Origin of the sequence: Photobacterium carnosum (assembly GCF_002849605.1) — a bacterium.
GTDB classification, from domain to species: Bacteria; Pseudomonadota; Gammaproteobacteria; order Enterobacterales; family Vibrionaceae; genus Photobacterium; species Photobacterium carnosum.
Genome location: NZ_NPIB01000001.1, coordinates 476,189 through 492,291, shown reverse-complemented (window position 1 = coordinate 492,291; position 16,103 = coordinate 476,189). Strand labels below are relative to the sequence as shown.

The following is a 16,103-nucleotide window of genomic DNA, read 5'->3' as shown; positions in this document are numbered from 1 at the left end:
ACGCCACCGCTATTGGTGGCGTTTTTGTTTCTCCAGTTCTCATTTCTCATCAGTTGTTATTCTTTATCTACATCTTGGCGTAATTTTTGCTTTAAATCGGTTAATGCACAGAGGAGTGTCAAAAAAATGGATCGGGCGCTGTTTCTCGCGATGAGCGGGGCAAAACAAGATATGCAAGGTATGCGAGTTCATGCCAATAACCTTGCTAATGTTAGCACGACAGGCTTTCGTGCTGATTTACAGCAAGCACGTAGTATGCCGGTGTTTGGTGAAGGGGTGCCGAGTCGTGTATTTACCATGGCGGAACGAACAGGTAACGATTTTGCTCAAGGTTCAGTGATCAGTACTGGGCGCGATCTTGATGTTGCGATACAAGGCAATGGTTGGTTAGCTGTCCAAGATGTTGGTGGTCAAGAAGGTTATACCCGTGCAGGCCATCTCAAAGTTGATCAAATGGGTATGCTTCAAAATAGCAATGGTCAGCTTGTTTTAGGGCGTAACGATAATCCTATTTTTATTCCTCTGCCTGTTAATAAAATTGAAATTAGTCATGATGGTACGGTTTCAGTATTACCTAAGGGCGCACCGCCAGATACGATGGTAACGGTTGATCGGATTAAATTAGTAAAGCCTGATAATCGCAGTTTATTTAAAGATACCGATGGTTTATTTAAAGTAATTGGCAATCGTGACCCATTAGATGCGGATGCCAGCGTTAGCTTAGAGAAAGGTATGCTTGAAGGCAGTAATGTTAATGCAGTAGCTGAAATGACTAGCATGATTGACTTACAGCGTCATTTTGAAATGCAAGTGAAGTTAATGAAAACAGCCGAAGAAATGGATAAATCCTCATCTTCACTGATGCGTATCAGTTAATTATTAAAGGACGAACAGCATGCATCCAGCATTATGGGTTAGTAAAACGGGTTTAGATGCCCAACAAGCTAATATTTCAACTATTTCTAACAATTTAGCTAACGCATCAACTATCGGCTTTAAGAAGAGTCGCGCGGTTTTTGAAGATTTATTCTATCAAAATATTAATCAGCCTGGGGGCAAATCGACTCAAGATACGACCTTACCGAGTGGCTTAATGCTTGGTGCGGGCGCCAAAGTAGTCGCGACCCAAAAAGTGTTTACTCAAGGTAATACCCAAACCACCAATAACGCCATGGATATGATGATTGAAGGCGATGGTTTTTTTCAAGTGTTACTGCCGGACGGCAATATGGGTTATACCCGTAATGGTCAATTTACCATTAATGATCAAGGTATTTTAGTTACCAGTGGTAGCGGTTATCCCGTTCAGCCTGAAATTGTAGTGCCTGATAATGCGGTGGGTATTACCGTGGGTACTGATGGTGAAGTATCGGCACGTATTCGTGATCAACAAGAGAACGAAGTGCTCGGTCAATTAACCACCACTGATTTTATTAATCCCGCAGGTTTAGAGCCTATTGGGCAGAATTTATTCTTATCAACGGGAGCCAGTGGTGATCCTCAAGAAGGCACGCCGGGTTTAGAAGGTTTTGGCTCTATTCGTCAATCAATGCTTGAAACGTCAAACGTGAATGTGACTGAAGAGTTAGTGAATATGATTGAAGCGCAACGGGTCTATGAAATGAACTCCAAAGTGATTTCAACCGTTGACCAAATGTTGAGTTACGTTAATCAGCAATTATAAGTTTATTGGCTAGGGAATCGTTGTGAAAACACATTCAAATCATTATGGTCACTGGCTGTTGGTTGCGCTTGTTTGTAGTTTAACGGGGTGTATGTCAACGCCTGATGCTGTGGGCAGTGATATTAAAAAAGCGACCACTAATATTGATGCTGTTGAAGGAAAGCAGACTGAATCGAAGAGTTTAATTGATCGTTTACGCTCACGTGAAGATGCGCAAATGAATGATCCTGCATGGAATCCGGTTCGCCCTCAAGATAAGCCTGAGCATTATGCTACCGCAACAGGATCGCTATTTAATCAAGATCAAGCACAAGATTTATATGATGATACTAAGCCGCGAGGTATCGGTGATATTGTGACGATTTTACTTGAAGAAAAAATGACCGCTAAGAAAAATGCCAGTTCAGATCTTGATAAGAAAACCGATCTTCACATGAAGCCGATAGAACTAGGGGGTAAGCCTGTTACTTTAAGCGATTACACCCTGTCTTATGCAATGGCAAATAATAATACCTTTGAAGGGTCAACATCGGCTGATCAAAGTAATAGTATTAAAGGTTCTATTTCAGTTGAAGTTGTTGATGTGCTTAGTAATGGTAATTTAGTGATTCGAGGTGAAAAATGGCTACTGCTTAATACTGGTGAGGAATATATTCGCGTGAGTGGCAATATTCGACCTGATGATATCGATCAAGATAACAGCATTGCTTCAACCCGTATTTCTAATGCGCGCATTCAATATTCAGGCACTGGTGATCGCCAAGATGTTCAGCAGCAAAATTGGTTATCCCGTTTTTTTAATGTCGCTTTTTAATAGAATTTTTAATCTTATTATTCATATCGCCTTTGCATAAGGTTGGTTGCTTTATCGTTTTAATTTGTCTCGGAGAGTTGCTTGAAAATTTCGACAATATGTTTATTGGCTGTCATTTTATTTGCCTCGACAGCACAGGCGGCACGCATTAAAGATGTTGCAGCGGTTGCAGGTGTGCGAAGTAACCAATTAGTCGGTTATGGCTTAGTGGTCGGTTTACCAGGAACAGGTGAGACCACCCCTTTCACTGAGCAAACTTTTAATGCGATGCTGCAAAATTTTGGGATTCAATTACCCGTTGGAACTAAACCTAAGACTAAAAATGTTGCAGCAGTTGCGGTGAATGCCACCTTACCTGCGTTTACTAAGCAAGGACAGACCATTGATATCACAGTGTCTTCCATTGGTTCGGCGAAAAGTTTACGTGGTGGCACATTACTACAAACGTTTCTAAAAGGACTTGACGGTAAAGTGTATGCGATTGCACAAGGTAGTTTAGTCGTGGGCGGTTTTAGTGCTGATGGGGCTGATGGTTCTAAAGTCGTTGGCAATACGCCTACTGTTGGTCGTATTACTAATGGTGCAATGGTTGAGCAAGAAGTCTCAAATCCTTTTGGTCGTGGTGATTACCTAACCTTTAATTTATATGAGTCTGATTTTACTACCGCGCAACGGATGTCCGATTCAATTAATCAATTTTTAGGGCCACAAATGGCAGCTGCAGTTGATGCAACCTCAATTCGTGTCCGTGCACCGCGTGATGTCAGTCAACGAGTCGCCTTCTTATCTACGGTAGAAAATTTAGAATTTGATCCCGCTGAAGGTTCGGCAAAAATTATAGTTAATTCACGGACTGGCACAATTGTTATTGGGCAACATGTCAAATTACGCCCAGCAGCAATCACTCATGGTGGCATGACGGTATCAATTAAAGAGAATCCGCAAGTGAGTCAACCCAATGCCTTTGCTGGTGGCGATACGGTGGTGGTACCTAACTCTCAGATCACCGTTAATGAATCAGATGCACGCATGTTTAAATTTGAACCCGGAGTGACATTGGATGAATTGGTGAGAGCGGTTAATCAGGTTGGCGCGGCCCCATCAGATTTAATGGCTATTTTACAAGCATTAAAACAAGCCGGTGCCATTGAAGGCCAGCTTATTATTATCTAATATTTAAGAGAACGGCAATGAAACAGATAGAGCCTGGTTTTATTCATGATTTAAGTAGCCTTGATCGCCTACGGGCAGGCATTAGTAAGGATAAAAAAGGCTCTTTACGTGAAGCCGCGGTTCAATTTGAATCTATTTTTACACAGATGTTATTTAAATCGATGCGTGACGCAAACAGTGCATTTGAATCTGATTTAATGAGCAGCAATAACGGCAAATTTTATCAACAGATGCATGATGAACAAATGTCATCTCAGTTAAGTACTACCGGTAGTCTCGGATTGGCAGATATGATTGTTAAGCAGTTAGGGGGCGAGCAGCAAGATATTAGTCAGCATCAACCAACAACTGATTTGTACCCACAACAACAGTCGCAACCGTTCTCTATTCGTCCTATAAATGCCGATATGATCGCTTTACCGCTATTAACCCGTACGGAAGATAGATCATTAATACTGCCACCATTGCCTCAATCGCAGTTATCACTAAAGATAGCCCCTGAGGCTACAGAAGAAATCTTGCCTACTAAGTCAGAAAAGCCGACAAGTTTTTCTTCTGCAGAAGATTTCGTTAGTTATATGAAGCCCTACGCTCAAAAGGCGGCACGTACATTAGGTACTGATCCCGCATTATTGATTGCGCAAGCAGCATTAGAAACAGGCTGGGGGAAGAAGGTGATTAATAATGCCCTTGGTTGCAGCAATAATTTATTTAATATTAAAGCAGATCCACGTTGGCAGGGGCAAAAGGTTGCCACTAAGACATTGGAATTTCATAATGGTATTGCCGTACAAGAGCAGGCGGCATTTCGTTCTTATGATTCTTATCAGCACAGTTTTGATGATTTTGTGAGCTTTTTACAACATAACCCTCGTTATTCAAAAGCATTAACACACAGTCATCAACCACAACAATTTATTCGTGAAATTCATCAAGCAGGTTATGCCACTGATCCCAATTACAGCAATAAAGTATTAGCGGTAATGAAAAAAGTGCAAAGTTTATTGTGACCTAAAAGGTGTAACAATAGCAGGGCGAACAAAGCAGGAAGAAGTAATAGTTATCACACTACAATATCAATTAAATTTGAAACCATTTTAATTAGATCATTACTCTCAAATAACGCCCCATCTACTTCCTTATCAGAGACTTGTTTTTTATCTTGTTTATCGTCGTCGCTGTCAGTGATTAATGGCACCACGATTTCTTTTATTGCGTAGCCAATTAATCCAGAAAGTAAAATATTCATTAACGATATCCTTTGTTATAGGGCTTTTTTGTCATTGTTTTTGTGGGTGTTTTATTTATATCGGCAGCAATGGCAAAAGTATAAGTAAATAAATGCCAATTAATAGTATTTATTTAAACAATGACGTTATAAATGGAATTTATTTAAAAGTGGTTCAGATCTTGCTTGTTAGCAGCAGCGTTATCGCACGATTGTTGCCGATAATGGTTTTAATTTTAGTGGGGAGCAACAAGCGATGGCGTTAGATTTGATGCAAATTGGTGTGAGTGGCTTACGCACATCTCAAAAACAATTAGATGTGGCAAGTCATAATATAACCAACGTTAATACTCCTGGTTATAGTCGTCAAGTTGTTGAACAAAAAGCAGATGATGCGCAATGGAACGGTAATAGTTACTATGGCACAGGTGCTTATATTGATAATGTTAGTCGTGCTTATGACCAATTCGCTGCCCGTGAACTGACGCTTTCCACCACTCAATTAGAAGAAGCTAACGTTAAACAACAGCACTTAGCAATGTTAGATGATTTCACCTCTAAAAGTGCCGTTAATAGCGTTAACAGTATGAATGATTTTTATCATTCAGTGCGCTCATTGGCTGATAATCCTAGCGATCTTGGTAGTCGTCAAACGGTGTTAGAGCATGCCAATCAAGCGGCGGTTAACTTAAATAATGCTCATGAAACCCTGACTAATATTCGCACTGATGTTAATCAGCAATTGAGTGTGTCTTTAGATCGGGTGAATGCATTAGGGCAAGAACTTGCCGCAGTGAATACTAGTTTGCAGCAACAACCTAGCAGCGATGGCAATAATGATTTGTTTGATCAACAACGTACTCTGATTAATGAATTAGCCCAATATACTCAAGTGACAGTTTTGGCAGATAAAGGCAGTTTAGCCAATACGGTAATAATTGGTAGCGGGGATACCTTAGTCTCTGGCGTGAGTGCTTCACAGTTAAAACTCGTTGATGGCGATCCTGATATTGCCAATAAACAAATCGCGTTAATCAATGGCAATAACAGTAAACCGATAAAAAGCGACACCATTGGTGGCAGCTTAGGCGCGATGCTGACAGTGCGTGATGATGTTATTGATGAAAGTTTGGATAAACTCGGACAAATGGCGATTGGCTTTGCGTCGCAAATGAATGATCTTCAACAGCAAGGTGTTGATCTTAACGGTCAGCAAGGGCAAGCGTTGTTCAATGATATTAATAGCCCTAATGCGATGCAACAACGGGCGCTTAAACCGTTTGGTAGTGCTAGTGATATTAGCGTTAAAATTGATGATATTAATCAGCTTAAAATCGGTGATTATCAATTAGTCAGTGATGCGACCAGCCATACGCTGATTGATCAACAAGGTAATAAAACAGCCTTAACAGTGAATGCAAAAGGCAAATTTGAAGCGAAGGTTGATGGTTTAGACATTACCATTAATAAACCCCCGACGTTAATGGTTGGTGAAACGGAAACCACTATTATTCAACCTTTGCGTCGAGGTGCGGCAGATATTAGTTTAGCGATAACTGATCCACGTGGGCTGGCGGGTCACCGTCAATTAACAGCAATAGCGGCTGAATCCAATCTTGGCTCGGCAACCATCACCAAAGCGACTGCTGTGTCTGATAATGCCGCAGGTCGGTATCAACTACAGTTAAACGCCGCTGGCGATCAAGTTACCGTTACCGATTTAAAAACTAACACCAATGTTGAATTAGCCGATAATCAATACTCTGCGGAGAAAGGTGCAACCATTGCTTTTAAAACGGGCACTACTTCGTCAATTCCCGTTATGACCTTATCTGCTGGTGCAAAAGCTAACGATAGTTTTGAAATTGAATTGGGCGTTAAAAATGCTCAAGGTGGTAATGGCAATTTCTTAGCGATGCAGCAAGTGCAGCATCAAAAAACCATGGCCAATGGTAAATCAAGTGTGATTGATTTATTTGAAGGCTTAGCCACTGATGTTGGTATGCTTAAAAAAAATGCCGATAAATTAAGTGAAGTGAATCAGCTTGATTTTGATTCAGCCTCAGAGCGAGTGTCTAATTTATCAGGCGTCAATCTTGATGAAGAAGCGGCCAATTTAATGAAGTTCCAACAATCGTATATGGCGTCATCACGGATTATGTCGGTGGCGAAAGAAACCTTTGATACCTTAATGCGCGCAGTATAACGAGGAGTTGTTATGATCAATCGCGTCTCAACCGCCAGTCAGTACCAAAATCTGACCTCCAACTTAATGCGTAAGCAAGGCGAGCTTAATCAAACTAATGGTCAACTATCCAGTGGTAAACGGGTTGAAACCGCAGGGGATGATCCGGTGTCATCAGTGACGATTCAAAATTACCGCCAACAGCTTACTCAAATCGATCAATATAACGGTGCGATAACTTTAGCTAATAATCGCCTTCAAACTATGGAAACTGCGATTGCGGGGGTTGAAGACAACCTTGGTGCGACTAAGCAAAAAGTGCTCGGCATGATCAATGGTGCAATGGCGAGTAGCGACCGTACTGCATTTAAAGATGAATTAATTAGCTTACGTGATGGTTTACTTGAACTAGCTAATAGCCGTGATGAAGCGGGTAACTATGTGTTTGCCGGTAATCAATCTGATACAAAGCCGTTTATGGAATCCACTGATGGCAGCATGGATTATCACGGTGATAGCCAGTCGCGTTATGCCCAAATAGATAAATCAGTTAACGTAAAAACCAGTTTACCCGGCGATCAATTATTTACCGATGTTCCTAATAGTTACGGTGATTTTCGACCAGTATTTAGTGATAAAACCACTACTGCTGGTGGCTTAACCGATGGTTCTAAACTGCATTTACTCTCTGCCACTACCAGTGATTTTAGTTCAGTTAAAGCTATTGAAGTGAGCTTCAATGAAGTTGATGTCGCAGCGGCGGATGGTACAACAATCAAAGAGATGCAATATAATTTAACCGTTGGGGGCAAAGTAGTCGCTGCAAATCAAGCTTATGATTCAGAACAAGGCATCGTTTATAAAGACCCTGCAGTTGCCGATAGCGCCACTCTTAATTTAAAATTTGGTGATATCAGCAGTGGCGATAATATTAGCTTAAAGCCCGCCCAAACCATCAATATTTTTGATTCAATTCAGAGTGCGATTGATAACGCAGAGCGTCCAACCTCATCCCCTGCGGCAGAAGCAAACTTACAACGAGTGATTGATGATCTCGACAGTGGTTTTGTGCATATGAACCAACAGCGTTCAGAAGTCGGTACCATCATGCAGCAGGTCGATCGCCAACAAGAGCAGCATCTGGATTTTGAGTTGACCTTAAAGCAGGCCCAAAGTGGGTTAGAAGATCTCGATTACAGCAAAGCAATCATGGATATGAATCAACAAATGATGGCGCTGCAAGCCTCGCAGCAAGCGTTTGGGCAAACCAAGCAATTGTCATTGTTTAATTATATTTAAGGTTTAGGGGCGAGGGCTATCCGTGATCTATTCACGCGTGCTTGAGCCTTAAAGAAGCCAGTGAAGCCTTTTAATAGGTATTCAAAATATTAATTCTACAACGTACTAACAGTATATCTCTTATCTCCCTCGTAACCGTACTGTGGGGAATGACGCGGGAGTGATTCCTGTATTAACCCCATATTTAAAATTCTAAAAATAATCCTAAAGCTTCGCCAAAAGGTGCCGTTAACTTTAGCACTAAGTTAATTAAATCTCTTTTTAACCCGGCACTACGTCTGGGAAAGATCATATCAAGGAGTGTCACCTTTATGGCTATTACAATCAATACCAACGTAACAGCAATGACTGCCCAGCGTAACCTTAACAGTGCAAGCAGCAGTGTTGCAGACAGCATGCAAAAACTATCATCTGGTCTACGTATTAACTCTGCGAAAGACGATGCTGCTGGTCTTCAAATTTCAAACCGTTTGACCAATCAAAGTAATGGTCTAAACGTCGCTATGCGTAACGCTAACGATGGTGTATCAATGGCACAGACTGCTGAAGGTGCGATGTCAGAATCAACCACCATCATGGAACGTATGCGTGAGTTGGCACTCCAATCTGCTAACGGTTCAAATTCAGACAAAGACCGTGACGCAATGCAGACAGAAATGAGCGATCTGCAAAGCGAAATGAACCGTATTGCTGATACCACAAGTTTCGGTGGTCAAAACCTACTTGATGGTTCATTTGGTGACAAAAACGGTGAGACAAAATTCCAAATTGGTGCTAACTCAAATGAAACGCAAAGTCTTGGCTTGATGGATGTATCTGCTCATGCTGTTGGTCGTGATTCAAGTGGAGTAACAGATACTAAAGCAGCAGCAACAAATGAATTTACTGGTGGTAATCAAGCTGGTAATAACCTGATGACAGTTAATGTTAATGGTGAAAATCATAATATTGATGTTACAGCTAATATGGACGCGGATGCTCTTCAAAATAAATTAAATAATATTGATGGTTTAAGTGACATAAAAGTGAGTGAAAACTCAAAATATGTAGCTAGCGCTGATGCTAAGCAAGCAACTCAGACTATTTCTGGTATTTCTGGAAAGGTAAGTTTAGACATTGAAGGTCAAAAAGTAGAGATAGATACTGCCACAGCTGATACAGCAGAAAAACAAGCAACGGCTATTAATGCAGTAGTTAAGACTGTAAATGATGCAGCAGGAACCAAGGATACATTAAAAGGTGTTAATGCATCAGTTAACGAAAAAGGTGAACTAGTTATCAGTGGTAAAGCTGATGGTGAAGCACTAGATATTGGTGCAACAATTACTAAAACAGATTTAGGTACTGTTAAGATTGGTGGTGCTTTTGTTGAGAATAAAGATATTCTGGCTAAGGATGATGTAAAACAAGCAGCTATTGCATCTGATAATGGTAAAGCCGCTGTTGCTGAAGCTGCCGCTAAATTTAATATTGATTTTTCAAATGTTAAGGCTGATGTTGGTATTAAGAATATAACGTTAGGTGGCAATGGTATTGCTGCACCTAAGTTAATGGCTATTGATACTAAAGTAACCACTGAATCTGTAGCAAGCCTAGATCTATCAACCCAAGAAGGCGCACAAAACGCGATTGACGTACTTGATTCAGCAATGGAGCAAGTAGATTCAAAGCGTGCTGAAATCGGTGCATTCCAAAACCGTATGAGCCACACCATGAGCAATTTGGCTAATATCAACGAAAACGTTAATGCGTCAAACAGCCGTATCAAAGATGTTGATTTCGCCTCTGAAACCATCAACATGACCAAAGGTCAGATTCTGCAACAAGCGGGTACTTCTATCCTTGCGCAAGCAAAACAAATTCCACAAGCAGCACTTAGTCTATTAGGCTAATTCGCTGTTAAAGTTGTGCCCTGCTGATTCTATCAGTAGGGCATTATTGTATTTTAATCGCTAACAAATATGCTCAAGGAACTGGCTATGGCGATCACTTCTACTTCTGCTGTAACAGGACAATATACCGCGCTACAAACACCATTAGATAGCACCACTTCTACGACGGTTGATACTGCTCATCAGTTTAAATCTGATCCAACTTATGGTGAGTTACAACCTAGCGGCAAGCCATTGCCACTGATAACAGCGTTAACGGATGTTGATGATATTAGTTATGTTAATCAACCTCTTGATGACAATCCGCTTAATTCATTTACGCCTGATCCTATTGCAGAGCAAGAACGCATTAAGCAGATTGAACAAGTATTACAACAATGTAATCGCAGTTTACGTTTCCATCAAGATGAGGAAACAGGCAAGCAGATTGCCACCATTGTTGATAATAAAACCGGTGATGTGATTCGCCAAGTTCCGGCACAAGAATTGCTAGAGTTAAACAAAAATTTAGCCAAGCATGCTCTGGGCTCTATCAGTAAAACAGTGTAGAGGACATAACTATGGGGTTAAGTGCTGCCGGAATGGCATCTGGGCTAGATATTGCAGGTATGACACAGCAATTAGTTGCCGCTGAACGTAAACCAAAATCGGATCGAATCACCACTCAGCAGAAGCAAGTTAATGTTTCTCTGAGTGCTTACGGTCAGGTCAAATCATCTGTCAGCGCAATGCAATCAATGCTAGAAAAGTTTGGCAAAGATGAAGCTTTTAATGGTCAAAAAGCCACTTCAGATAACAGTGATTATTTATCGATAAAAGCCACTGCTAAAGCCAAAAGCGGGGTGTATAACATTAACATTCAGCAAATGGCACAGTCACATAAATTAATGGGTAAAGAATTCTTTAGCGCTGATCCAGAAGCCTCTCTTGGTAGCGGTGATATGGTAATTAAGGTCGGTGATAAATCGATGACCTTAAATATCGGTGAAGACAATGATGATTTATCGTCAGTGGTAGATGCGATCAATAATGCCAATGATAACCCCGGTGTTACTGCAACTTTAATCAATACTGGTGACGATGGCGGCTCTAAAATAGTATTTTCAACCAAAGAAACCGGTGAGAAAAATACCATTGAGATTGATACCTCTGCCATGACGGGGCAATTAGCATCACTTGCTTATAAAGACGGCATGGTGGACAGTAAAGTTGATGAGATGCAGGCAGCGCAAGATGCCCAAATCATGATCGATAACTTCACTACCGTTAGCAGCAGTAATAATACCTTTGAAGATGTGATTGAAGGGGTGACATTAGATCTTAAAAAGCTTACGGGCACATCAGGTGTTACTCCTGATCCTAATGGAACCAATGATATCGATGTTAAATCCGTTAAAATCACCATTGAAAGTGATGAAAAAAGCACCAAAGATTCATTAAAATCATTTGTTGATAGTTATAACAGCTTGACGGGAACGATTGATAAGTTAACTGGTTTCGATGCTGATAAGAAGCCAGATGATCCCAATCGTGCCGGGGCATTGAACGGTGATAGCTTAACGCGTTCAGTGAGCACCCAAATGCGTAACTTACTTAATGAGCCGATTGAGATTAATGGCAAGCTGTATCAAATGTCTGATTTTGGGATTTCGATTCAGCGTGATGGCACGTTAGAGCTTGAAGAAGACAGCGATAAACTTGATGACATTATCAGCGAAAATTTCGCGGTTATCGGCCAGTTTTTTGCCAAAGAAGACAGCGGATTTCTGGCTAAAGCCGATAAGCTGTTAGACAGTTTTACTGATAAAACCGATGGTTCATTGTCTGTTAAAGAAGACACGTTAAAAGAGCGCCAAAAATCATTAGATGATGATATGACCGATCTTAATAAACGTATGGTCGCTTATGAAGATCGTACTTATAAACAGTTTTTAGCGATGGATGAAGCCATCGGTCAGATGAACAATCAGCTCAGTAGTATGATGAGTTTGATGATGTCGTTTGATTAAGGATATTAATGCAGTCACTCATGACATTAGATCAACTAACCCAATTAGAGCACCAAATCGAACAATTATTACTCGCAGAAGATTACCCTGATGATTTTCCGCAGCAGCTTGAAAACTTAGTCGCCTTGCGTCATCAACAAGTGGAAATTGTGCTTAAACAAGCAGATCTATCACGGGCAGTGTTTGATGATGTGGTGGCACGTACTCAAGCAATGAAAGCGTTATTACAACAACATAAAGATCGTATTGGCGCGCAGTTAGTACGTTCGAAAAAAAGCCAAAAATCATTATCGCTCTACAGCAATATTCAACAACACGGACAATAACCTCTAAACCCAATGTTTATTGATAATGTCTCGCAACTAAACAAAGGATAACAACATGCGTGGTTCTCTTCAGGCATATAAGCAAGTTTCAGTGAATGCACAACTCGCCAGCGCCTCTCCGCACCGTATCATTCAAATGTTATACGCTGGGGCGATAGAACGCCTGATTCAGGGCAAGGCTGCAATGGAACAAGGTAATATTGCGGTTAAGTGTGAACGTTTAACGAAAGCGTTAGATATTGTATTAAGCCTGCGTGATTGTTTATCAATGGAAGATGGCGGCGATATCGCTAAAAATCTTGATGCGCTTTATGATTTTATGGGCAGTGAAATTTCTCGTGCTAATGCTGAAAATGTCACTCAGCCTATTGATGATGTCATTGGTATGCTACGTGAAATAAAGTCAGCTTGGGATCAAATTCCAGCGGAATATCACTATCTTACTGAAACAAATTAACTGTTTTTGGGTGTCGGTAACCATAATCAGTGTTATCGATAACCCTTTTTTTTAGTATTTTTAGCTTTAAATTGGTATAAAACATGATCAATTTCATTGTTATTTGTATTGGTGTCACAGCTTTTACATGTCAAATCTTGCCTTATGATATGCATTAATTACAATGTAACCACTCTCTTCTTGATTGTTGTTCTATTCATTACATTGAATATACCGTCAGGGTGTACTCTTATAAAGGCAATATCCATCTATGGACGGTTTAGTAAATACGCTTGTTATTGATGACGACCCACAGCAATGTCATGATTTAAGTGTCATTCTTAATTTTATGGGGGAGCATCATAGCGCGCTGTCATCGCAAGATTTGTCCATGTCATTATGGGATCAGCCATGGGGTGTGTGCCTGCTGGGAACAATTACCAATACTAAAAAACTCAATAGCATTATAGAAAAATTTAAAATGCATCCGCAGATCCCTGTAGTTGCATTAACTAATCACCATGAGTTATTGGTAGAATTACCCAATTATATTGGCGACCTTAAATTCCCGTTACATTATAATCAATTAGCTGATGCCTTTCGTCATTGCCAAGAATATTTAGGTAAGCTTACCCATCAAGTACCGTCGTTAGGTCGTAAAAACATGCTGTTTAGAAGCATGGTAGGGCGAAGTAAAGATATTAGTAATATTCGTCGCTTGGTTGAACAAGTGGCTGCTTGCGATGCGAGTGTGTTGATTTTAGGTGAATCGGGTACGGGTAAAGAAGTGGTTGCGCGTAATGTGCATTATCATTCTGAACGAGGCAAAGGTCCGTTTGTGCCGGTTAACTGTGGCGCTATTCCTGCTAATTTACTTGAAAGTGAATTATTTGGTCATGAAAAAGGCGCTTTTACTGGGGCTATTTCAACCCGTAAAGGTCGATTTGAATTAGCAGAAGGCGGTACATTATTTTTAGACGAGATTGGTGATATGCCAATCTCGATGCAAGTGAAGTTATTACGTGTATTGCAAGAACGTAGTTTTGAGCGCGTGGGTGGCAATCACACCATTAAAGCTAACGTGCGTATTGTAGCGGCAACGCACCGAGATCTTGATAAAATGATCGCGGATAGATTATTCCGTGAAGACTTATATTACCGCTTAAATGTATTTCCAATAGAGATGCCTGCTTTACGGGATCGTATTGAAGATATTCCGTTATTATTGCAAGAGTTGTTAACTCGAATGGAAGCTGAAGGTGCGAAACGGATCCACTTTACGCCTCGTGCGATTACCTCATTAATGCTGCATGATTGGCCGGGTAATATTCGTGAGTTAGCCAATTTAATTGAACGGTTAACGATTCTTTATCCTGGTGAAATGGTGGATGTTAATCATCTACCAATGAAATACCGTCATAGTCAGCTACCTGATTTTGTACCTGAAAATAGTATTGTTTCAATTGAAGAACAAGAGCAGCAAGCGTTAGCTGATATGTTTGCAGCTGTCGATGCAGATACCACCGTATTGGGTAGTGATTTACCACCAGAAGGGCTCAACCTTAAAGAGATGCTGGCTGAGTTGGAAGTTGAAATGATCCGCCAAGCATTAGATGCGCAATCAGGTGTTGTTGCGCGTGCTGCAGATATGTTAGGTATGCGTCGTACAACGCTAGTTGAAAAAATGCGTAAATATGGGTTATCAAAAGACAGTTAATTTACAGATTCCATATTGATAAAAAAAGCCATCGTCATTAATTTGACGATGGCTTTTTTTATGTCATTTTAAACATAGATATTTATATAAGTACGGATGAAATATTGTTGATAGTTATATTTAATGGGTTAACACGATAATAAATTAGCATTGAAAAATAAAAAACACTGCGCATAATCATAAAAATGTCACTGGTGTCATAAAAATGGCACTATGTTTTATTGTTTCTAATTGTAACTACATGATAAACAACGATTAAAAATGGCATGTAAATTGCTTTAAATCTTGTTGTTGTTGCTGTCTGTTGTAGGTTAATCATGAATGAGCCATCCATAACATTATTGGCGTTAAACCAACAAGTTGAGCGTTATCAACAAGTATTACAAGTGATGCCTGTTGCCGTCATTTTATTGGATGAAAAAGGCGTGATTAGTGAAGCTAACCAAGAAGCCTTACGCTTACTTGGCGAGCCATTAATCGGGCAGCGTTGGGGCGATATTATTCAACGCAGTTTTGCACCTCAAGATGATGATGGGCATGAAGTTTCCCTGCGTAGTGGCCGTAAAGTAAAATTAGCCATTTCAGCGTCAGCGGCTGGACAGTTAATTGTGATCACTGACTTAACCGAAACTCGGCAATTACAATCACGGTTAAGTGAAATGCAACGGTTGTCATCACTAGGGCGGATGGTGGCATCTTTAGCTCATCAAGTGCGTACTCCGTTAGCAAGTGCATTATTGTATGCGGCTAACTTAGCGTCATCAGGGTTAACCTCCGCTACTCGACATCGTTTTCAAACTAAGCTAGTGGATAGACTGTACGATCTTGAAAAACAAGTTAACGATATGCTGTTATTTGCCAAGGGTGGCGATAATAAAGTGGTGAGTGAATTTACGATTGAAAGTTTACTCAACAGTTTAGAAGCAATGATAGAAGCACAAGTTCTGAGCCATGATGTCGATTTTAGTATTGATTGTGATGATGAAACATTACGCTTAATGGGCAATGAAAATGCGTTAGCGAGCGCGGTGGGTAATTTGATCACTAATGCAATTCAAATGGCAGGGAAAGGTTGTCGAGTTGCAGTGTACTGTCAGCAACAAGATCAAATGTTACTACTGAGTGTGACTGATAATGGCCCTGGGATTGCGGAAGAAGATCATCAAAAGGTGTTAGAGCCTTTTTATACCACTCGCCAACAAGGGACAGGATTAGGGTTAGCTGTTGTACAGATGGTGGTATCAGCCCATAACGGTAGCTTGAGATTAAGTTCACAACTTGGATCTGGGGCAACTTTTACCTTGCAGTTACCCTTAGTTTTATCCGCTTAAACTGCATAA

General features: G+C 40.6%; 15 protein-coding genes. 14 read left to right on the top strand and 1 reads right to left on the bottom strand.

Features of this window, described 5'->3' with window-relative positions:
- Positions 1 to 126: 126 nt before the first annotated feature.
- The 5 genes from flgF to flgJ all read left to right on the top strand — a co-directional run bounded on the left by flgF (position 127) and on the right by flgJ (position 4,681).
- Positions 127 to 876: a flagellar basal-body rod protein FlgF gene (gene flgF, locus CIK00_RS02235; protein WP_101767294.1), complete on the top strand. Its 750-nt coding sequence runs from the start codon at positions 127 to 129 to the stop codon at positions 874 to 876.
- Positions 877 to 895: 19 nt separating this feature from the next.
- The gene (flgG, locus tag CIK00_RS02230; RefSeq protein WP_101767293.1) at positions 896 to 1,684 is read left to right on the top strand and encodes a flagellar basal-body rod protein FlgG; all 789 of its coding nucleotides are present in this window, start codon (positions 896 to 898) and stop codon (positions 1,682 to 1,684) included.
- 91 nt (positions 1,685 to 1,775) lie between these two features.
- On the top strand, positions 1,776 to 2,498 hold the full coding sequence (locus tag CIK00_RS02225; protein WP_101767385.1) for a flagellar basal body L-ring protein FlgH: 723 nt from the start codon (positions 1,776 to 1,778) through the stop codon (positions 2,496 to 2,498).
- An 87-nt stretch (positions 2,499 to 2,585) separates the two neighbouring features.
- Positions 2,586 to 3,671, top strand: coding sequence for a flagellar basal body P-ring protein FlgI (locus tag CIK00_RS02220; RefSeq protein WP_373322842.1), 1,086 nt, complete (start codon positions 2,586 to 2,588; stop codon positions 3,669 to 3,671).
- A gap of 17 nt (positions 3,672 to 3,688) precedes the next feature.
- Complete coding sequence (flgJ, locus tag CIK00_RS02215) at positions 3,689 to 4,681, top strand: flagellar assembly peptidoglycan hydrolase FlgJ (protein WP_101767291.1); 993 nt, start codon at positions 3,689 to 3,691, stop codon at positions 4,679 to 4,681.
- Between the two features lie 53 nt (positions 4,682 to 4,734).
- Here the strand turns inward: flgJ and CIK00_RS02210 are convergent, their stop codons facing one another.
- Positions 4,735 to 4,920, bottom strand: a complete 186-nt coding sequence (locus CIK00_RS02210) for a flagellar hook protein (protein ID WP_101767290.1) — start codon at positions 4,918 to 4,920, stop codon at positions 4,735 to 4,737.
- Between the two features lie 235 nt (positions 4,921 to 5,155).
- On the opposite strand from CIK00_RS02210, the gene flgK reads away from it, so the two are divergent.
- From flgK to CIK00_RS02165, 9 genes are all read left to right on the top strand, one after another.
- Positions 5,156 to 7,105, top strand: a complete 1,950-nt coding sequence (flgK, locus tag CIK00_RS02205; RefSeq protein WP_101767289.1) for a flagellar hook-associated protein FlgK — start codon at positions 5,156 to 5,158, stop codon at positions 7,103 to 7,105.
- 12 nt (positions 7,106 to 7,117) lie between these two features.
- Positions 7,118 to 8,383: a flagellar hook-associated protein FlgL gene (flgL, locus tag CIK00_RS02200; protein WP_101767288.1), complete on the top strand. Its 1,266-nt coding sequence runs from the start codon at positions 7,118 to 7,120 to the stop codon at positions 8,381 to 8,383.
- Between the two features lie 311 nt (positions 8,384 to 8,694).
- Positions 8,695 to 10,275 carry a flagellin gene (locus CIK00_RS02195; RefSeq protein WP_101767287.1) on the top strand — a complete coding sequence of 527 codons (1,581 nt, stop codon included), beginning with the start codon at positions 8,695 to 8,697 and terminating at the stop codon, positions 10,273 to 10,275.
- An 87-nt stretch (positions 10,276 to 10,362) separates the two neighbouring features.
- Positions 10,363 to 10,824, top strand: coding sequence for a flagellar protein FlaG (locus CIK00_RS02190; RefSeq protein WP_101767286.1), 462 nt, complete (start codon positions 10,363 to 10,365; stop codon positions 10,822 to 10,824).
- An 11-nt stretch (positions 10,825 to 10,835) separates the two neighbouring features.
- Positions 10,836 to 12,284 (top strand): flagellar filament capping protein FliD, encoded by a 1,449-nt coding sequence (fliD, locus tag CIK00_RS02185; protein WP_101767285.1) that lies wholly within the window; start codon positions 10,836 to 10,838, stop codon positions 12,282 to 12,284.
- An 8-nt stretch (positions 12,285 to 12,292) separates the two neighbouring features.
- Entirely contained in the window at positions 12,293 to 12,610 is a 318-nt protein-coding gene (locus CIK00_RS02180) for a flagellar biosynthesis protein FliS (RefSeq protein ID WP_233426523.1), read from the top strand.
- A gap of 55 nt (positions 12,611 to 12,665) precedes the next feature.
- A complete protein-coding gene (gene fliS, locus CIK00_RS02175; RefSeq protein ID WP_101767284.1) occupies positions 12,666 to 13,067 on the top strand; it encodes a flagellar export chaperone FliS in 402 nt (133 codons plus the stop codon).
- Between the two features lie 250 nt (positions 13,068 to 13,317).
- Complete coding sequence (locus CIK00_RS02170; protein WP_101767283.1) at positions 13,318 to 14,763, top strand: sigma-54 dependent transcriptional regulator; 1,446 nt, start codon at positions 13,318 to 13,320, stop codon at positions 14,761 to 14,763.
- A gap of 317 nt (positions 14,764 to 15,080) precedes the next feature.
- Entirely contained in the window at positions 15,081 to 16,094 is a 1,014-nt protein-coding gene (locus CIK00_RS02165; protein ID WP_101767282.1) for a sensor histidine kinase, read from the top strand.
- Positions 16,095 to 16,103 lie beyond the last annotated feature (9 nt).

Bases quoted from the DNA above. Each gene is read 5' to 3' on its own strand.
- fliD (WP_101767285.1), top strand. From the start codon at position 10,836: ATGGGGTTAAGTGCTGCCGGAATGGCATCTGGGCTAGATATTGCAGGT.
- flgG (WP_101767293.1), top strand. From the start codon at position 896: ATGCATCCAGCATTATGGGTTAGTAAAACGGGTTTAGATGCCCAACAA.
- flgF (WP_101767294.1), top strand. From the start codon at position 127: ATGGATCGGGCGCTGTTTCTCGCGATGAGCGGGGCAAAACAAGATATG.
- CIK00_RS02225 (WP_101767385.1), top strand. From the start codon at position 1,776: ATGTCAACGCCTGATGCTGTGGGCAGTGATATTAAAAAAGCGACCACT.
- fliS (WP_101767284.1), top strand. From the start codon at position 12,666: ATGCGTGGTTCTCTTCAGGCATATAAGCAAGTTTCAGTGAATGCACAA.
- CIK00_RS02180 (WP_233426523.1), top strand. From the start codon at position 12,293: ATGCAGTCACTCATGACATTAGATCAACTAACCCAATTAGAGCACCAA.
- CIK00_RS02165 (WP_101767282.1), top strand. From the start codon at position 15,081: ATGAATGAGCCATCCATAACATTATTGGCGTTAAACCAACAAGTTGAG.
- CIK00_RS02195 (WP_101767287.1), top strand. From the start codon at position 8,695: ATGGCTATTACAATCAATACCAACGTAACAGCAATGACTGCCCAGCGT.
- flgJ (WP_101767291.1), top strand. From the start codon at position 3,689: ATGAAACAGATAGAGCCTGGTTTTATTCATGATTTAAGTAGCCTTGAT.
- CIK00_RS02210 (WP_101767290.1), bottom strand. From the start codon at position 4,920: ATGAATATTTTACTTTCTGGATTAATTGGCTACGCAATAAAAGAAATC.
- flgL (WP_101767288.1), top strand. From the start codon at position 7,118: ATGATCAATCGCGTCTCAACCGCCAGTCAGTACCAAAATCTGACCTCC.
- CIK00_RS02170 (WP_101767283.1), top strand. From the start codon at position 13,318: ATGGACGGTTTAGTAAATACGCTTGTTATTGATGACGACCCACAGCAA.
- CIK00_RS02190 (WP_101767286.1), top strand. From the start codon at position 10,363: ATGGCGATCACTTCTACTTCTGCTGTAACAGGACAATATACCGCGCTA.
- flgK (WP_101767289.1), top strand. From the start codon at position 5,156: ATGGCGTTAGATTTGATGCAAATTGGTGTGAGTGGCTTACGCACATCT.